This window comes from Microcoleus sp. K4-B3 (genome assembly GCF_036704615.1).
GTDB lineage: Bacteria > Cyanobacteriota > Cyanobacteriia > Cyanobacteriales > Microcoleaceae > Microcoleus.
On sequence record NZ_JAUBSF010000012.1, the window covers coordinates 1 to 17,035 of the forward strand.

General features: G+C 46.5%; 19 protein-coding genes and 1 pseudogene. 8 read left to right on the plus strand and 12 right to left on the minus strand.

From position 1 onward, the window contains the following. Positions 1-117, plus strand: a pseudogene (locus tag QUA78_RS08165) (IS630 family transposase); the annotation flags it as partial. 113 nt (positions 118-230) lie between these two features. On the opposite strand, the gene QUA78_RS08170 reads toward QUA78_RS08165, so the two are convergent. Genes QUA78_RS08170 through QUA78_RS08180 form a run of 3 tightly spaced genes read right to left on the minus strand, consistent with a single transcriptional unit; the run spans position 231 to position 2,253 of the window. Next, complete coding sequence (locus QUA78_RS08170) at positions 231-842, minus strand: class II aldolase/adducin family protein (protein WP_333306299.1); 612 nt, start codon at positions 840-842, stop codon at positions 231-233. A gap of 57 nt (positions 843-899) precedes the next feature. Next, a complete protein-coding gene (locus tag QUA78_RS08175) occupies positions 900-1,682 on the minus strand; it encodes a methyltransferase domain-containing protein (RefSeq protein ID WP_333306301.1) in 783 nt (260 codons plus the stop codon). Continuing rightward, complete coding sequence (locus tag QUA78_RS08180; RefSeq protein WP_333306303.1) at positions 1,648-2,253, minus strand: GNAT family N-acetyltransferase; 606 nt, start codon at positions 2,251-2,253, stop codon at positions 1,648-1,650. The genes QUA78_RS08175 and QUA78_RS08180 overlap by 35 nt, the downstream gene beginning before the upstream one ends. 111 nt (positions 2,254-2,364) lie before the next feature. Here QUA78_RS08180 and QUA78_RS08185 point away from each other — a divergent pair, with 111 nt between their 5' ends. The 3 genes from QUA78_RS08185 to QUA78_RS08195 all read left to right on the plus strand — a co-directional run bounded on the left by QUA78_RS08185 (position 2,365) and on the right by QUA78_RS08195 (position 4,850). Next, positions 2,365-3,246, plus strand: coding sequence for a LysR family transcriptional regulator (locus QUA78_RS08185; protein WP_333306305.1), 882 nt, complete (start codon positions 2,365-2,367; stop codon positions 3,244-3,246). Positions 3,247-3,450: 204 nt separating this feature from the next. Beyond that, positions 3,451-4,377 (plus strand): geranylgeranyl diphosphate synthase CrtE, encoded by a 927-nt coding sequence (crtE, locus tag QUA78_RS08190; RefSeq protein WP_333306307.1) that lies wholly within the window; start codon positions 3,451-3,453, stop codon positions 4,375-4,377. Positions 4,378-4,391: 14 nt separating this feature from the next. Further along, a complete protein-coding gene (locus QUA78_RS08195; RefSeq protein WP_333306309.1) occupies positions 4,392-4,850 on the plus strand; it encodes a divergent PAP2 family protein in 459 nt (152 codons plus the stop codon). Between the two features lie 46 nt (positions 4,851-4,896). On the opposite strand, the gene QUA78_RS08200 is transcribed toward QUA78_RS08195, so the two are convergent. The 4 genes from QUA78_RS08200 to QUA78_RS08215 all read right to left on the minus strand — a co-directional run bounded on the left by QUA78_RS08200 (position 4,897) and on the right by QUA78_RS08215 (position 7,457). Then, positions 4,897-5,400, minus strand: coding sequence for a YbjN domain-containing protein (locus QUA78_RS08200; RefSeq protein ID WP_333306311.1), 504 nt, complete (start codon positions 5,398-5,400; stop codon positions 4,897-4,899). Positions 5,401-5,684: 284 nt separating this feature from the next. Beyond that, positions 5,685-6,590 carry a ferritin-like domain-containing protein gene (locus tag QUA78_RS08205; protein WP_333306314.1) on the minus strand — a complete coding sequence of 302 codons (906 nt, stop codon included), beginning with the start codon at positions 6,588-6,590 and terminating at the stop codon, positions 5,685-5,687. Between the two features lie 310 nt (positions 6,591-6,900). Then, complete coding sequence (locus QUA78_RS08210; protein ID WP_333104836.1) at positions 6,901-7,134, minus strand: hypothetical protein; 234 nt, start codon at positions 7,132-7,134, stop codon at positions 6,901-6,903. Continuing rightward, positions 7,131-7,457 carry a hypothetical protein gene (locus QUA78_RS08215; RefSeq protein ID WP_015178761.1) on the minus strand — a complete coding sequence of 109 codons (327 nt, stop codon included), beginning with the start codon at positions 7,455-7,457 and terminating at the stop codon, positions 7,131-7,133. The genes QUA78_RS08210 and QUA78_RS08215 overlap by 4 nt, the downstream gene beginning before the upstream one ends. Before the next feature lie 76 nt (positions 7,458-7,533). Between QUA78_RS08215 and QUA78_RS08220 the strand changes: the two genes are divergently transcribed. Beyond that, entirely contained in the window at positions 7,534-7,971 is a 438-nt protein-coding gene (locus tag QUA78_RS08220) for a hypothetical protein (protein ID WP_333306316.1), read from the plus strand. Between the two features lie 109 nt (positions 7,972-8,080). Here the strand turns inward: QUA78_RS08220 and glnA are convergent, their stop codons facing one another. Then, positions 8,081-9,502, minus strand: coding sequence for a type I glutamate--ammonia ligase (gene glnA, locus QUA78_RS08225; protein ID WP_333398715.1), 1,422 nt, complete (start codon positions 9,500-9,502; stop codon positions 8,081-8,083). A 337-nt stretch (positions 9,503-9,839) separates the two neighbouring features. Here glnA and apcB point away from each other — a divergent pair, with 337 nt between their 5' ends. Next, a complete protein-coding gene (gene apcB, locus QUA78_RS08230; RefSeq protein ID WP_333242076.1) occupies positions 9,840-10,349 on the plus strand; it encodes an allophycocyanin subunit beta in 510 nt (169 codons plus the stop codon). A 239-nt stretch (positions 10,350-10,588) separates the two neighbouring features. Here the strand turns inward: apcB and QUA78_RS08235 are convergent, their stop codons facing one another. Next, on the minus strand, positions 10,589-10,828 hold the full coding sequence (locus QUA78_RS08235) for a hypothetical protein (RefSeq protein ID WP_333304340.1): 240 nt from the start codon (positions 10,826-10,828) through the stop codon (positions 10,589-10,591). A 222-nt stretch (positions 10,829-11,050) separates the two neighbouring features. On the opposite strand from QUA78_RS08235, the gene QUA78_RS08240 reads away from it, so the two are divergent. Both QUA78_RS08240 and QUA78_RS08245 read left to right on the plus strand, forming a co-directional pair. Continuing rightward, the gene (locus QUA78_RS08240) at positions 11,051-11,893 is read left to right on the plus strand and encodes a TlyA family RNA methyltransferase (RefSeq protein WP_333304339.1); all 843 of its coding nucleotides are present in this window, start codon (positions 11,051-11,053) and stop codon (positions 11,891-11,893) included. 136 nt (positions 11,894-12,029) lie between these two features. Further along, entirely contained in the window at positions 12,030-12,719 is a 690-nt protein-coding gene (locus QUA78_RS08245) for a hypothetical protein (RefSeq protein ID WP_333304338.1), read from the plus strand. 313 nt (positions 12,720-13,032) lie between these two features. On the opposite strand, the gene QUA78_RS08250 is transcribed toward QUA78_RS08245, so the two are convergent. The 3 genes from QUA78_RS08250 to QUA78_RS08260 all read right to left on the minus strand — a co-directional run bounded on the left by QUA78_RS08250 (position 13,033) and on the right by QUA78_RS08260 (position 16,959). Then, positions 13,033-13,689: a type I restriction endonuclease subunit R gene (locus QUA78_RS08250; RefSeq protein WP_333304337.1), complete on the minus strand. Its 657-nt coding sequence runs from the start codon at positions 13,687-13,689 to the stop codon at positions 13,033-13,035. Next, a complete protein-coding gene (locus tag QUA78_RS08255; protein WP_333304336.1) occupies positions 13,686-15,170 on the minus strand; it encodes a DUF697 domain-containing protein in 1,485 nt (494 codons plus the stop codon). The genes QUA78_RS08250 and QUA78_RS08255 overlap by 4 nt, the downstream gene beginning before the upstream one ends. Positions 15,171-15,510: 340 nt before the next feature. Further along, positions 15,511-16,959, minus strand: a complete 1,449-nt coding sequence (locus tag QUA78_RS08260) for a slr1306 family protein (protein ID WP_333304335.1) — start codon at positions 16,957-16,959, stop codon at positions 15,511-15,513. Positions 16,960-17,035 lie beyond the last annotated feature (76 nt).

The window sequence follows — 17,035 nt, forward strand, 5'->3', positions numbered from 1 at the left end:
TTTAAATCAATTGAAGAATTAGAAGTTTTGTTGCATAAGCTTTTAAATGAAGGAGAATTGGTTATCAAATGGGGACGGAAACTTAAAAACAAAGGAAATGCTATTATCACAATTTAAATGCGAAACAGCTTAGCTAGTTTCTATTTTGTACAGAGTGTGGTTAAAAAAATCAGTGCAGATTCCTTGATATTTCTAAGATATTCCTCAATTCAAAATTCATCAAACCAGCTTTACTCCAGCAGTTCAGGTTGTTGATGTACGATTAATTCGTAAAGCGGTTGAAAGCTAAACCAGCCTACCTGATGTGAGCCTACCAGGCGCTGCGTCAGACGAGCATTGTCAGAGTCGATGAGGATGGGGGTGCCAGCCGCCTCTGCCATCAACTGCGCCTGACAAGAGCGTTCCATTGCGACAAACCACCAAGCGGCTTCATCAACTGAATGACTCACCGTGAGTAGACCGTGGTTTCGGAGGATAATGGCTTTCTTCTCCCCTAGTGCTTGGGCTATGCGCTTGCCTTCCTCATGAATTTGAGAATGGATTGCATAAGCTGCCGTGTTAATAGGCTTGTGGCCATCTATAACTTCACCCTGATGGTTCATCATGAGCAGGTCGCTGACCCGGATGAGACTGAAGTGTTTACCCAACGGATTGACCCAGAAGCAATCCAGGTGTTCAGGGTCGCGGACGGTAATGTGCCCTGCGAGGCCCTCACTAAACCCAAAGTATCCAAACAGACGTAAGGCGGCAGCAAGGCGCTGCTTGCGATGACGGCGTTCTTCCTCAACCGTAGCAAAGGTGGGAGGCTGAAAGATGGATTGAGGTTCTTTTAAGGTAGGCATAGAAAACGTGTCAACTTAATTTGACAGGGCCGGGTTATTTGAACCTAATTTTGCTCTTCATACAAAATTTAAATAGGAATTTTTGACAGCAACAACGCGAATTCGGCGATAATCTGCAATCCAATTACCATCACGGTAAAGCGCCGGCCGCAAACGCTCTTCAACTGCGTTAATTACCTGCGATCGCACATCATCAGACAACCCCAACAAAAACCCGCCAGCAAACATCTCAATCCAATTTACTATACCCGCGCTGCCGCCTTCTAGGGGAGTCGGGCGATCGAATAAAACCCCATAACCCACATCAAATCCCTGCTTTTCCCAAAGCCCAGCATACTCGCCAATACTCGGAAAATACCAAGGATTAAGCGCTTCAGGCTCCTGGCAGCCAATTTCTGACAAAACACTCAAAAGCCCCCGGACGATCGCCCCCACGTTCCCCTTACCGCCAAACTCAGCCACAAAACGCCCTCCCGGCTTCAGCGCTTTTTCCACACAATTAATCACAGCATCCGGCTGTTTAATCCAGTGCAAAACCGCATTAGAAAACACAGCATCTAACGGATATTCTACTTGAAAATTCCTCGCATCCGCTGCGGCAAAGTTAATGTGAGGATAGTTTACTTTTGCCGTGGAAATCATCGACAAAGATGAATCAATACCTTGCACAAAAGCACCACTTTGAGCAATCTTTTCAGTTAACTGTCCCGTACCGCAGCCCAAATCCAGAATTCGTTCTCCAGCCTTCGGAGCGAGTAACTCCAAAAGAGATTCGCCGTACTGCCAAACAAAAGCATGATTTTGCTCATAAAGAGCTGAATTCCAAGAATTTTCTGACATCTCTTCTCTTCTTTCCTCTTCTCTTTTCTCTTTTCTCTTTTCTTCTATTCGCGTTCTTTGCGCCTTCGCGGTTCGTTATTAAATTATTTACCAGCAAGCAGACCAATTCCATCCCATCAATACGGCAAACCCTAATATTTTCCAAAATCTGCGCTCCCTGCTTTTCATAAAAAGCAATTCCCGGCGCATTGCCAGTATTAACAGTCCATTCCATACGCCCGCAATGTGTTGACTCAGCAATTTGTGCCAAATACTTTAACAGCGCTGTCCCGACTCCCATACCGCGCATAGGAGCTTGCACAAATAAATCATCAAGCCAAAGGCACGGCTGCGTCAATAAACTTGAATAGGAGGAATAAAAAAGAGCAAATCCTACCGCTTTTTTCGCAACCTCCGCCAACAAAAGCCGCACTAGCGGAGGCTGGAAAAACAACGTTTTTTGCAATTTATCTGCTGTTGCTGCCAACAGATTTCTACATCCATCAAAATCGCTTTTTTGTGAAATAAAATTCACGATTAATTCCAAATCTGCCAGCTCTACTTCTCTAATTATGCTATCCAAATTAGCCATTGTTTAATTCTCAATCTCGCCTATTAATCACTGTATTAAATGCCATCATAAATGTCCAATATATGTTTAACTAACAACTTAGACTTTTAAAATATCAATGATTGGGGAGCTATGGAACTTCGGCATTTGCGTTATTTCATTGCAGTTGCAGAGGAACTGAATTTCACTCGCGCAGCCGAAAAACTGCATATTGCCCAACCTCCGCTGAGCCAACAAATCCAGCATTTGGAGGCAGAGTTGGGGTTTCAACTGTTTCGCCGCACCAAGCGGACGGTGCAGTTAACGGCAGCGGGACAGGTTTTTTTCGAGGAGGCCGGGAAAATTCTGCTGCAAGTCGATCGAGCAATTCAACTCGGCCGACAAACCAGTCGGGGCGAACTCGGTCAACTGACCATCGGCTTTGTGAGTTCCGCAGCACACAACGTGGTTCCAGCGATTTTGCAGGCCTTTCGCACTCGGTGTCCCGCCGTCAAGCTCGAACTGCACGAACTGACGACAAACGAACAGTTGCAGCGGCTGCGGTTCGGGCAAATTGATATCGGCTTCGTGCGCCCTCCGGTTGAGGAAGATGCGATAAATTCTGAAATCGTTTTTCGAGAACCGCTGATCGTGGCACTGCCAGAAACGCATCCGGCGGCCGATCGCGCGAAGGTGGAATTGCGCGAACTCTCTACCGAACCGTTCATTTTATTTCCGCGTTCTCTGGCTCCGGGGTTGTACGATGCGATCGTCAGTCTTTGTCAGCAAGCAGGTTTTAGCCCGATCGCGGCTCAAGAAGCAATTCAAATGCAAACCATTGTGAGTCTGGTAGCCGCCGAGATGGGAGTGGCGATCGTCCCGGCGTCGATGCAAAATTTCCAGCGCAGCGGGGTTGTTTACAAAGCGCTGCCAGAATCAACCTGCATTGTGGCGATCGCTCTGATTTGGCGCAGCGATCCAACGGCCGCGGTGCAGCGGTTTTTGGAAGTCGCCAGACAGCAGCAGCGGATTTGAGATTTGATATTTGAGATTGTAAATTTTATATTGACTCGTAATTTGACAAAGTTATTAAAACTCAAAGATTTTCTGTGCAACAACACCCGTAGAATGATTAATTGATGCTCGCAGTTCGAGCAACTACCGCCGTAAAAGTCGGCACAATCCGACCCCAACGGCTCAGAATATCCCACGTAATTATTCAGTAAAAGAGAGCAAGGGATGGTATTGGCAACAGAAATGGGTTCGTCCCAACCGGAATCCTCTTTCGATTTATGTACTTATCTAGTCAAGCGAAAAGAGGCGATCGAGGTAGCTCTCGACAGTGCACTCCCGGTCATCTACCCAGAGAAAATTTACGAAGCAATGCGCTACTCGCTGCTAGCGGGGGGCAAGCGCCTGCGTCCGATCCTGTGTCTCGCTAGCTGCGAACTGGCCGGCGGCACTACATCTATGGCAATTCCGACAGCTTGCGCTGTGGAAATGATCCACACGATGTCGCTGATCCACGACGATTTGCCGGCAATGGACAATGACGACTACCGGCGTGGCAAACTGACGAACCACAAAGTCTACGGCGAGAATATGGCCATTATGGCTGGCGATGGTTTGCTGACCTATGCTTTTGAATTTATCGCCACTAAAACTCAGAATGTACCCCCCCAGCAGGTGTTGCAGACGATCGCCCATTTAGCGCGGGCATCCGGGGCTGCTGGACTTGTAGGCGGTCAGGTGGTTGACTTGGAATCGGAAGGAAAGACAGATGTTTCTCTGGAAACTTTGAATTACATTCACGCTCACAAAACAGGCGCGCTGTTAGAGGCCTGCGTAGTTTGTGGGGCAATTCTGGCATCTGCATCTGAGGCAGATTTGCAGCGGCTGTCTCGTTTCGCTAAAAATATTGGGTTGGCTTTCCAGATCGTTGACGACATTCTGGATATTACTGCTACCCAAGAAGAACTGGGCAAAACTGCTGGCAAAGATGTTCAAGCAGGAAAAGTCACTTATCCGAGTTTGTGGGGAATTGAGGAGTCTCGGCGCCAAGCTTCGCAGCTTGTTGCTGATGCTAAGGCTCAATTGGCAGTATTTGGGAGCAAAGCTCTACCGCTGCTGGCGATCGCCGATTTTATTACCAGCCGCAGTAACTAGAAATATCAAACACTATGCAGGAAATTTGCAGCGGCGTATTAAACAATCATGTACTGGTAGTTGCTTTGATCGCTTGTCTGGCGGCTCAGATCATTAAGCTGCCGATCGAGTTGGTCAAAAATCGCAAGTTTAATCTTCGGTATTTGGTAACAACGGGGGGAATGCCCAGCGCTCACTCGTCTTTTGTGGGCGCTTTGGCTGCTGGAGTCGGACAAACGATGGGATGGGAAAGTCCGGAGTTTGCGATCGCTGCGATCTTTGCAATTATTGTGATGTACGACGCAGCAGGCGTCCGCCAAGCAGCAGGCAAGCAAGCTCGCATCCTCAACCAAATTATTGACGAGTTTTTTGAGGAAGATCACAACCTTAATGAGGCTCGCCTCAAAGAGTTGTTGGGACACACTCCTTTTCAAGTGCTTGTAGGTTTGGGGCTGGGAATCACTATTGCTTGGATCGCAGGGCCTGCATATTAGTTAACGGTTAACTGTTAAATGTTGACTGTTAACTGTTAACTAATGACTACTGACCGAATTCTGCTTGCAGTACGTCGTCGTTGTCATCGGCGATCGTGGCGACAATAGTAATAACCCGAGAAATTTCCCCGGCCGAGATTTCGGCGATCGTCCGAGTCGATACTACAGCAACTTTATTGTCAACAATGGCAAAATGAGATTCCAAAGTAGACAGCCAATTCATTTCTAGGATTTTCCGCATTAATTGAGCTTCATTCTTCGCCGGCAACTGCAGTACAAAAGCCCAAACAGTCAAAGTATCATCTTCGGTTTCGCCGGTGAGTTGCACGAACACTTCAACACTGCCGTACTTAAACTTCCAAAGATGTCCGCCAGCTTCACTTTGACCGACCATCACTTTTTGGTCTACAGCCATGCTGGCGATGACAGTTTCAATTTCTTCTGCATAGGTGACGGCTGTGGCTTTTTCGACCTGCTCGGAGGCGATCGCGCTTTCACTCGATAGGCTTTCTGTGGAAACTGTTTGTATGTTCGGCTCGCTAGTAGTCATAGTTATGATTTGACGGAAAGTCTTCCACTAATCAGTTTACTTCCTACAGGTTGAGATTGTAGATTTTAAATTTTGGATTTGTCCAAAATCTCACCTATACAATGCCAACCATTCGGGGATTAGCAAGAGAAAGGAAATCGGTTTTCAACCGCCTCTGGTTCCCGTTCACCTTTAGGACTTACAAAAAGAAACCCGGTTTCTCACAAAAATATTGTGCCCCTCAACGAAGCAGCCAAGAAGAAACCGGGTTTATACTCCCCCCGCCCACAATTGCTCACCTGTGTTTAAGCGCTGGTCTTAGTTGCCGTCGGCTTCTTCTCAATGGTTTTCATGCCGTTGAGGAACATCGGCACAAATTTCTCCACAAATGCCTGCGGGTCGCGGTTCCAGGCCCGCTGAGCGACATCGACTCTGGTCATTTGCAAGTCGGGGGCCAGCAGGGTTCTGGGCAAGCGTTCCATCAGGTATTGCGGGCGTTCCCACATCGGCATGGTGTTGGCAATGTCCACGAGGCGGGTGACGCGGCGGAGTTCTGCCCCCAGCATGATATCCATTCCCGATTCAAATGCTGCTTGTTCGATCGCCATATACTTGCGCTTGGCCTGTTCCACCTTTTGGCGGTGTTCCGGGCTTTTGTCGGCGATTTGGGCCAGCCAGCGGTTCCCCCAGCGGACGTGACCAGCTTCTTCAGGAAAAATCTTTTCGATGGTTTCGCGGATTTTGACGTTTTCGTCGGTTTGGGGAGCCTGTTTGAGGGCGTGGATGTGCGCGCCGAAATACTCGCATCCCCGCTTCTCCGTGACGTTAATCGCGGCGAGGGAAGAAATTACGAAGTCTTCGCGGTCTTTGGTAGGGTCTTGTTGCTCGCTGTCATACAACCTTTCAAATTCGTCAATGTAGGAGACTCCCGGCGGCGTTCCCACATTTTGGCCGATGTCTACCAGCAAGTCGGTGAGCCACATGGCGTGCCGCGCTTCGTCGGAAATGTGCCGGGAGAGGTCGCGCACCAGTTCTGCCGGGTTCCCGTCTAGCTGTTCGATCAAGTCCGTGAGGTCTTTGCAACTGCGCTGTTCGCTGTAGCGGTAGCGGTTGAGGGTGATTAGGTGAATTTCGCGATCGCGCACTACTTGAGCTAAAATTTCGCGCGCTCCCATTGCGTTGCGAAGCTTGCGGGGATAGGCAACAGTCATGCTTTTATGTTGTTTTGTAAAGATACTTGTATAAGTGTAACGCAGTTTTTTCGACAACCAATTACCTCGCAAGGCAGAAAGTTATTGTTTAGCACGGAGATTCAATTTTATACAGAGAATGTTTTTACTAGCTCAACCAATGACAATAGTTTTGAGTTGCGAGTCATACCATTTTAGATTTTAGACTTTAGATTTTAGATTAAAAATGACTGATGACTATCAGGGTTTGGAGCTTTTCTACAGTTAGATTATTTTTTGAAACTGCTATCACGCAAGGGTTGCGCGGATCACACAAAGCAACCTCATACACTCAAAACTTTTCAGGTTCCGTCGAGTCTTGGGCCTCAACACTAGCAGACTCTTGTTGAAATTTTCGCGCCTCTTCTACTTCTAATCTAGCCAGAGTTGTCGCCACATCGGCTAACTGTAAAGCCAGATTCATCCGACAAATCGGGTTTTTTTCCCTCCAGAGGTCTTTCGCCAAGAAATGTACTCGATAGCGAAACATTTTAATTGAATTTGGCGGAGTAACTTTCACGGTCATAGTCTTTCTTCGGTTGAAGTTTGAATGCGGAGCAGCACCCGTTCTAGCTCCAAGTAAACAAATGTCAGCATGATTACTTTATCTTCATCGGTGATTGTAACACTACAGGTTGCCGATCGAGGTTCAACGCCTTCGTGCCTGACAACTACAGTATATTTTCCCTGCTTCAGGTTATCAAAATTCACATCTGCCTCAAACAGGTCAACTGTCTCCTCGGCAAGCACTCGTCCTTCTTGAGTCAGTAAAGTGACAAACGCAATGCCGTCAACTGAAGTCATGGCGACGTTACTCTGATTGCGGATCATCACAAAAATATCGGACATCGTTTGGTCATTGGTAATTGCTAATTGCTAATTTATAATCAAAGCAGCACCTAACAAACAAAGAAGCATAAATACTGTGCATTATTTCAAGCTTTTACTAATTTTGACGGCTAGTGCAGCGGTTCTGGGGGGAAAAAGTGGGGCGCTAGCTACTGCCTCGAATATCTCTGAGACTGAGCCTTGTTTGCAGTTTCACAGCCTGCAAATAGCAGAAAAGAGCGGTCGCAAGTTAACCAACTCAAAAGGTACATTAAAAGAAGGCAGTGCCATATCAGTCGATTCTGATGAAGTTACGGGCATACCAAAAGCTGAGGCAAGGGCACGTTTCATTCTGAATAAGATATATCGGGTTCAGGAAGGCACTACCGCTGACGATTTGTTTATTGTTGATGAGAAAGCAAATAAATGGGCTGTAGAGGATGTCTCTGAGGCTACAATGGGCCCTACTACTAACAGCGTTGCCCAGATAGTGTCGGGTGACGGGAGAGTTTGGTCGCCGATCCAGAAGTTCTAAATTCCAAAAAAACGCCGCTTTTAAGTGCGGCGTTCTGATTAATTAAAAATTACAGGTTAAAAATAGTACAATTCCCATTTTTAACTTTTAATTTTTAATTATTAATTTTCTAACAATCGTAGTACAAAGCAAACTCGTAGGGGTGAGGACGCAGCCGCATCGGGTTGACTTCATTGTCTAGTTTGTAGGAAATCCAGGTTTGGATGAAGTCTTCGGTAAATACGCCGGTTTCAGTTAAGAAACTGTGGTCTTTTTCTAAAGCTTCTAAAGCGCCTTCCAAGGAACCGGGAGTCGAAGGAATTTTGCTCAATTCTTCCGGGGAAAGGTCGTAGATATCCACGTCCAAAGGTTCGCCCGGATCGATTTGATTCTTGATGCCGTCTATGCCGGCGCACAGCATGGCTGCAAATGCTAAATAGGGGTTGGAAGTGGCATCCGGACAGCGGAATTCTAACCGCTTGGCTTTGGGGTTGGTTCCCGACAAAGGAATCCGCACTGATGCCGATCGATTCCCTTGAGAGTAAGCTAAGTTTACAGGCGCTTCAAAGCCCGGAACTAAACGCTTGTAGGAATTGGTCGTGGGGTTGGTGATTGCCAAAAGTGCCGGTGCGTGCTTGAGAATGCCGCCGATGTAATGCAGTCCCATTTGGCTGAAACCAGCATATTGATCGCCTGCAAATAGAGGTTGGCCGTCTTTCCAAATCGACTGGTGAACGTGCATCCCGGAACCGTTGTCGTTAAACAGCGGTTTGGGCATGAAGGTGATGGTTTTGCCGTATTTTTTGCCGACGTTTTTGATGACGTATTTGTAAGTCAGCAAGTAGTCAGCGGCTTGAACTAAAGTTGCAAAGCGGAAACCGAGTTCGCATTGACCGCCGGTGGCGACTTCGTGGTGGTGTTTTTCGATGGGTACGCCGCATTTTGCCATTGTCAGCAGCATTTCCGTTCTCATGTCTTGTGAGGTATCGGTTGGTGCTACTGGGAAATAACCTTCTTTGTAACGCGGTTTGTAGCCGAGGTTGCCGCCTGCTTCTTCTTTGCCGGAATTCCAGCGACCTTCGATCGAATCTACGTAATAGTAGCCGGAATTTTGGGTTTGGTCGAAGCGAACGTCGTCAAAAATGAAGAATTCTGCTTCCGGGCCAAAGAATGCTGTATCGCCGAGACCGGTCGAAAGCAAGTAGTCTATGGCTTTTTGGGCAATGGTGCGGGGACAGCGACTGTACGGTTCGCCGGTGCGGGGTTCTTTGATGCTGCAAATGAAGCTGATGGTCGGTTCTGCCATGAACGGGTCCATCCAAGCGGTGGTCGGATCGATGACCATCGTCATGTCAGATTCGTTGATGGCTTTCCAGCCCCGAATGCTGGAACCGTCGAAGGGTACCCCGTCTGTGAATGCGGTTTCGTCGATTTGGTCGTGGAACAGGGAAAGGTGCTGCCAGATCCCCGGCATATCGATGAACTTTAGGTCAACGATCTGGATTTTATTTTCTTTTATGTAATTTAAGGCTTCTTGGGGCGTCTGGAACATGACTTACTCCTGATATTGGTTGTGTCTTGGCGATCGGCCGATTTCAGACTGTTTGGGCGATCGTAGGCCTTCAGTATCCACTATTTTGTATCTATGGCTACAAAATTTAGAAATAGGGGCCCAGTGCAGTCGGGCAGTTCGAGATTCTTGCCCTGTCGATTTTTCGGCTGAAGATACTAGGCAAACGGCTGAATTTTGCGGCCGTTTGCCGGGGATAGACTACCCTTCGTGAAAATCCTATCTCAAATCTTAATCAAACGCCGATTTGTAGTAGTCTACAATAGGCGGTCTGTCTCAGATAGCAAAGTATTGATAAAGATTTTTGGGAGAGAAACTTATGCGCGATGCAGTGACGAGCCTGATTGAAAATTATGATGTTGCTGGTAGGTATTTAGACCGAGATGGTATCGATCGGTTGAAATCTTATTTTGCAACAGGCACGGCACGGGTACAGGCGGCGGCGGCGATTAACAGCAATGCTGCGACAATTGTCAAGCAAGCTGGTATTCAGCTATTTGCCGAACAGCCTGAATTGATCCGTCCGGGCGGAAATGCCTACACGACTCGCCGCTACGCGGCTTGTCTGCGGGATATGGACTACTACTTGCGCTATGCTACTTACGCCTTGGTGGCCGGAAGTACCGACGTACTCGACGAGCGCGTGCTGCAAGGTTTGCGCGAAACTTACAATTCTCTCAGCGTTCCCATTGGCCCGACGGTGATGGGGATTGGCATTATGAAGGAGATGGTTAAGGCTCAGGTGGAAGCTGCTGGCTTGTCTGTGGGGCCTTTTTTGGAGCAGCCTTTTGATTACTTGATTCGCGAATTGAGCGAACAAGATATTTAAGTCAATTTGCTACTTCTTTTAACAGCAAATTGCACTTGTGGTTTGCAGTTAGTAGCAGTTGGATCGATCGCTTTTTTTGGCCTCACAGCCTCCAAGCGATCTTTTTTTATGGGTTAGACAATTTGAGATTAAAGATTTGAGATTAAAAATTTGAGATTAAAGATTTGAATAATTGGGAATGACTTATGAATTAAAGGTTTGGAGCTTCCCTACAATTGCATTCTTTCTTGAAACGGGTGTTAAAAATCGCCAACAGATCCCCAGACGAGGCATTTGTCCAGGGGATTTTTGGTTTGGCCCAGATTGACTTGTTCGGCGGTTCTTGCTTCTACTTCGCCGTTGGGGTAAAGAATGTGGATGATATCACCGCTGATGAAGGCCAGGGGATTTTCTTGACAATTGCCCTGATTTCTGATAGGAAAGTTAATTGGTTTCATTGTCGATCGCCCTGCGGATATTTGTAGTGCTTTTAGCTGCATCTAAATCATGCGCTAGTCGCCAAAATTTTTGTGTGATTTTATGAAGGTATATCTGTGATCCAACTACACAATCAGAGCGATCTCAGTCACATAATGTGAGGTGGGGGCGATCGCCCCTCGATGAGCGCAAAACCAAAATGGTCGCCAAAAATCAGCAGTCGGGCTTGTCCGTAAGTGCTAATCTGGTACTGTTCTTAACCCTATCCGTACAGATTAAAAACCTTGGCTAAACAGCGACTAGACACTTTATTGGTCAGCCTAGATTTGTGCAGTTCCAGACAGCAAGCTCAGGCATTGATTCGGACGGGGAAAGTCTCCATCAACCAACAGGTAGTTGACAAACCGGGCACTGAGGTTGACATTGCAGCAAAAATTCAGATCAAAGAGCGATCGCGCTATGTTTCTAGAGGCGGCGACAAATTAGCCAAAGCTTTAGAAGTTTTTGCGATTCCCGTTGCAGGCAGAATTTGTCTCGACGGCGGCATTTCCACAGGCGGTTTTACCGACTGTCTCCTGCAAGCCGGCGCCGCCCTAGTCTACGGCGTAGATGTTGGCTACGGTCAAGCAGATTGGGGCTTGCGTAACGATCCGAGGGTAATTTTGAAAGAACGCACCAATTTGCGGTACATGACTGCTACTGAGCTTTACGGCGACTCTGAGCGAGCAGATTTAGCGGTAGTAGATGTGTCGTTTATTTCCCTGGATAAGATTTTACCGGCGCTGTGGGAATTGTTGGCACCACCGCGAGAAGCGGTGTTGCTGGTAAAGCCGCAGTTTGAGGTAGGGCGCGAGAGAGTAGGGAAAAAAGGCGTAGTGAGAGACTCAGCAACTCAAGCCGATGCGATTTTTCAAGTGCGGAAGGCAGCCACAGCTTTAGGATGGCAGCAACGCGGCTTAACGTGGTCGCCTTTACTTGGCCCGGCGGGTAATATCGAGTATCTTTTATGGTTGGGGATCGATCGCGAACAGGAGCCAGAGCCGAGGGCGATCGAAGAGGATGTTGTGAAGGAACGGATCGCACAAGTCACCAAAGCGGCAGCACGGGAACTTGTCGATCGATTGTAGATTGTAGATTTTAGATTGATTTCAAGATGTCAAGCTAATCAATTTTAAAAATCTAATTTGGATCTCCAGATTGCTCTAAAATTTTAATTTTTTTTGTCAATCAGACTCCTAAACTTTCACAAGAGTGAATAATTCCATGCAATCATTCAAACAAGCCGGTTCGATTTTACTGTACGTTCTAGGTGCCATCGGGTATGTGGCGATTGTAGCTACTATTGTAGGCGTTTCAATTCTCATCAAGTGGGCAGCTCTGCTACTGGCAGACAAATTATTATATACAATTCTGATTATCGGCGATTTGTTGAGAGGCATCGAAATTATTGAACTGTTAAATATATTAATATTTGCTTTTATCGGTATGGGAGTGGGTGTGGCGGCAAGGCTTCTACACCCTCAATACGGTCGCAAAATTAGTGCAGCTTTGTTGATAGTTATAGTTCCTTTAGTGTTCATGATTACGCCAGCCATTAGATATAATTCTTGGCTGGAAAAAGTAGAGGAGTCGGATAACTTATTACCCGCGCAAACTGCAACATTAACTAACTCATTTTTGAACAGAAAGGTAGGATTGCCTGGTTTTATCGGTTATTACGTATATACTGGTCAGTTTCCGGTTATCCCGACGAAACAATCGGAGATGAAAGACCTCGACAGCTTTGAAAAAAAAGTTAATTCCAGATTTGTACAGCTAACCGGTATTGCTCCAACTATTGTTTCTTGGTCAATGCGGGTTTGTTTTTGGCTGATTAGAATTTTTTACTTTTCTATAGCGGTAATTGCGACGATCGCTCATTTTAGAGAAGGTGTTAGAATTGCGAGACGGTAATACCATTTTCAATTTTCGATTTGCGATTAAAAAATTGGTAATCACTGATGAGTATGGTGGTTTGGAGTTTACCTACAGTTGCATCCTTTTTTGATATCTATTCCGGCTGCACTCCTTATGATATAGAGGACACGGCAGTGCCGTGTCCCTACCACGATCAATTGTAGGGACACGGCAGTGCCGTGTCCTCCGTTTATATCATTCCGATGCTAACGGAATTGATATGACAATTGTATAAGAATAAAAGCAGTAGGGTGCGTCCGATCCTAGCTCTTCGATTATTAAGAAATAACGCTCTTCTGACGCACCCTAGTCAACTGCGATTTTTAGGGCTGAACGATCGACCAATTTTTATCAAGACTTGAAGAACCGTATAAAGTTCGTTCATTAGAGGAACAGGTGAAAATATTCTTGATAAGTCATATTTAGGTGGATTCTGAAAGTCTAGCTTGACGAATACAATTTCACTGCCATTTGTCATCGCAGCAAAACTCGGTCTATCCTTGCGGGGATTGGCGGTCATGTATGCTAGTGTTTGGGGAAGTGCAGACATTACTGAAATGGTGGTGCGCTGCGACTCTAAGAGTGTCACCCAAAACTGATTTTGTATCACTAAAACATCAATCCGTCCCTTGAGAGTTTCTACTTCATTATCCTCGTCATCTAAAACAATTTGTACAGATTTTTCAGCCATCATTTTAAAAGGTGGATCGTAAAAACCCGCTCGTTCCAATAGAGGCGAACCCAGGATTAGCGTAACAGTTCCTTCTGTAAGGCTTCCATCATTTAAACGATCAAGATATCGCCGCCGAATTAAATTGAGAGCGGCTTTATCGACTTCTGTAATTTCGGGTAAATCTGCATACCATTCTGGGAAAAATCCCTCGGATTCAGTTCGCGTAATATTGAATCGAGATTCAACATCTGCTAAAGTTTGAATGATTTCAGTAATGGCTGTTGTTTGTGTCATATTTTAAACTCTTGCTGCAAGCGATCGATAATTGTATTGCGCTCGATGGTGGCGAGAATTTCTTGAATTACCGTATCTTGCCCCAGGGGGCCCCAGGTGCAGCCTTTCTCTAAATAAACTTGGGCAGCGCGACCGACAGCGTAGGTTCCGTAAGCTGCTAAACTAGCTTGAGTGACAGCAACTCCGGCAAAAGTAGAAAAGCCGATTTGCGGGGCCGCAGCAGCCGCACTTTTGCCAAATCCCAACAGAAAACTGCTACCCAATTCTCCCAAAAGTACGCCGCCAGCACTGGAGAAAATAGTCTGCCAAAGTTTCCCCGCTTCGTAACCAGTCATGGGTAAGCCGTAAAGTCTGGATAAAGAGCGAATTAAGGCTAAATCTGCGACAGTTGCTCCCATTACATCCAAGAATGCCACCGGATTTAAACCGACAGCCAAAGCTTTATATTTCGCAAATTGCCAGATTAAATCTTCGGCTTCTGTTTGTCGCAATTTGAGAACGTGACGGGCAATGTTTGCTTCGGCATCTCTAGCTTCAACTAAAGCATTTAGAGCGAGGAGCGATCGACCTTCTCTATTAAGAATTGTCAAAATTTTATGTTTGAGTTCGTCTATCTGCGCGGGCGGTGACTCCCATTCGTTAGTTACTCTTCCGTCAGACCATTCCACCCGCACTTGCACCGGCGCTGGTTCGGCGGCTACCATGACTATTTCTAATGATTTGGAAGTTTTAGGCGGTGATTTGGCAGTAGATTTATCGGAGGAGTTGTTTGGGCGATCGGACAAATTTTCGCTATCTATTTCCTCTGTTACCGCAGCGGCTGCTAACTCTTCAGAATTTGCCAGCGCTTGCAAACTTTGGTAAATAGCTTTTCTGTCTAATTCTGGATAAAGGTCAATTTTATTAAAAACTAAAATTACCGGTTTTTGAGCTGTTTGCAATTCGCACAGTGCTTGATATTCAGTTCGGGTGATATCGCCTGCAACGACAAACAGAATTAAGTCAGCTTGGCGAGTTACTTGTTTCGCCATTTCGCCGCGCACTTCGCCGCCAACTTCATCAAGTCCGGGAGTATCGATTAATTCAACTTGCACCCCTCCTTTCCCCCCCTTGCCAAGGGGGGGTTGAGGGGATTCGTCGCTGTCAAGGAAGGATAAAGGCACACTCCAGCGCACGGAACGCGGCCACTGAGTCACGCCGTTGAGAGGGCCTGTTTGCAGAATTTTTTGACCTAAAAGCGCGTTTAATACGGCTGACTTGCCGCGGCTGACTAGGCCGAAAGTAGCAATGCGGATTATGTTGTGGTCGAGTTTTTCTGAGGTGGAAGTTAAGATATCTAACTGATATTGAAGCGCCGCTTCTAATTCTGTATTATTGGAGTTTTTTTTCCCTTGACGCAGGTGGGAATAGCGCGCCAGGGATTCGCGCAAACTGGCGCGGGCAAGGGATAAGCGATTTTCTTGAAGGGAATTGTCAGCCATTGGCGATCGGCTTTTTTAAGCAGGTATAATTGATCGTCGAATTATAAATCCTATTTCTTATTTTAATACAATTTTTCATAAATTTATTATTTTTTATTGGGGAATTAGGTAGGGACACGGCACTGCCGTGTCCCTACGGATATCCTGGGCAACCGACCGGATTTAATATCAGATATCCTGGGCGATTGAGCGGATTTAATATCAGATGCTGAACTAATTTTAATTAACCCGTGAATTAACGGTTTCTTAATGGGCTGCGGCTAGGACACGGCACTGCCGTGTCCCTACGGATATCATGGGCGATCGACCGAATTTAACAACATCAGATGCTGGGCTACTTCTAATTGACCGCGGACTTAACGGTTTCGGGCCCAGATACCTGAGATGAAAGGCGACTCGCCACTTGGTTGACGAAAGATTGCAAGAAGGAAACTTGCTGATTTTGCGTAAATACTGCTTGCAAAGTTTTAGTCAACTGGTCGATATTTAAAATGCCTATTCCAGCATTTTCCAGTTCTCGACTTTGGAAATATTCAATTAAACTCAGTCCAGCTATTCTGGTAAAATATGCTGCACTAATTCCCTGCACTGCGCCTCCGGCTACGTAGGTGACAGCATTGCTTTTCAGCAGTCCAGTAATAGTTTGAGTAGACAGTTCTACTAATCCCAATTTGAACATTTGATTAGCCAAAGTTGCTGCTACTGTCTTAGCTTGCTCTAAGGAAAACTTTTGCTGGTAGATGGCGCCGAGGTCGATTACGAGTTGGGTGCTGATGGCGGTTGTTGCTAGCAAGTCTAAAGCTGGAACCGGGTTAGTAAAAACGGCGGCGGCGGCGATGTACTGATATTGTTCGATAATGGGAAGTGCCCGATCGCGCCTGACTGCATTTAAGAAGGTTTTCGCCTCTAATTTGATACTTGCAGCTTCGCGCACTGCACTAGCCCAGACCAACTGTTGCCGTTCTTCAGTTAAGATTTTAGTCAATCTTTCCGTCAGCGCGTCGAGTTGAGAGACTTGATTTTCGATGCGTTCTTTAAATGTGCCGTCTGCTTGGTGCTGGCGCACTTTAATAGAATTGGGAGAAGCTGCGATCGCAATTATATCTTCTGTCGGCAATATGCCTTCCATTCTTTGCTGCAAAGAGTGCAAAACCTGCGACTGCTGTTCTGGCAAATATTGGTCTTGTTTGTTCCAGACTAACAGCACGCGCTGACTGGCAGACGCTAGCTGAGATAATGTTTTAAATTCGGAATCCGTGATGTCGCCCGCTGTCACAAACAGCACTAAATCACCGTTGATTTTGGCATCGGCATTTGTATTAGCAAACAGCGGTGCTGTTTCTTGTAAACTAAGCTTTTGCGGGTGTTGAGAAGCCCAATTAGAATTTAAAACTTGAATTAAGGCAGTTTTGCCGACAGCTTTGCCGCCAGTTACGGTAATCCGCAAATCTTGTCTGTCTAATTCGGCTCTGAGCCGATCGAGCTTTGCTGTTAGATTAGCTGGATTTGCGGAGTTTGGAGCTTCTGAGGCTAGCAAATTAATTGCGGCTTCCGAAGCCGCGATCGCTTTTTCGGCTGCTTCCCTGTTCGCTAGGGGTTGCGGGAGTGCGAGTTCGAGTTTGGGGGATTGTTGTTTCCACCACCAATACCCCGCACCGGCAGCCGCCAAGCCGATGAGTGCCGTTTCGCCCATTTCTGAACCCGAATGCTGTAGAGTTTCCAACAGCCACAGCGCTGCTGAAAGTCCTATTCCCCCAATTAAAATCGGTCGCCGCAAGTTAAGTGTCATTTTTCCCTTCCTGTGGGTATTTTCGCCAAGCTTAACCTTACCGGGCTTGGCCTCCCTTCCCTATATTCCATCGTAC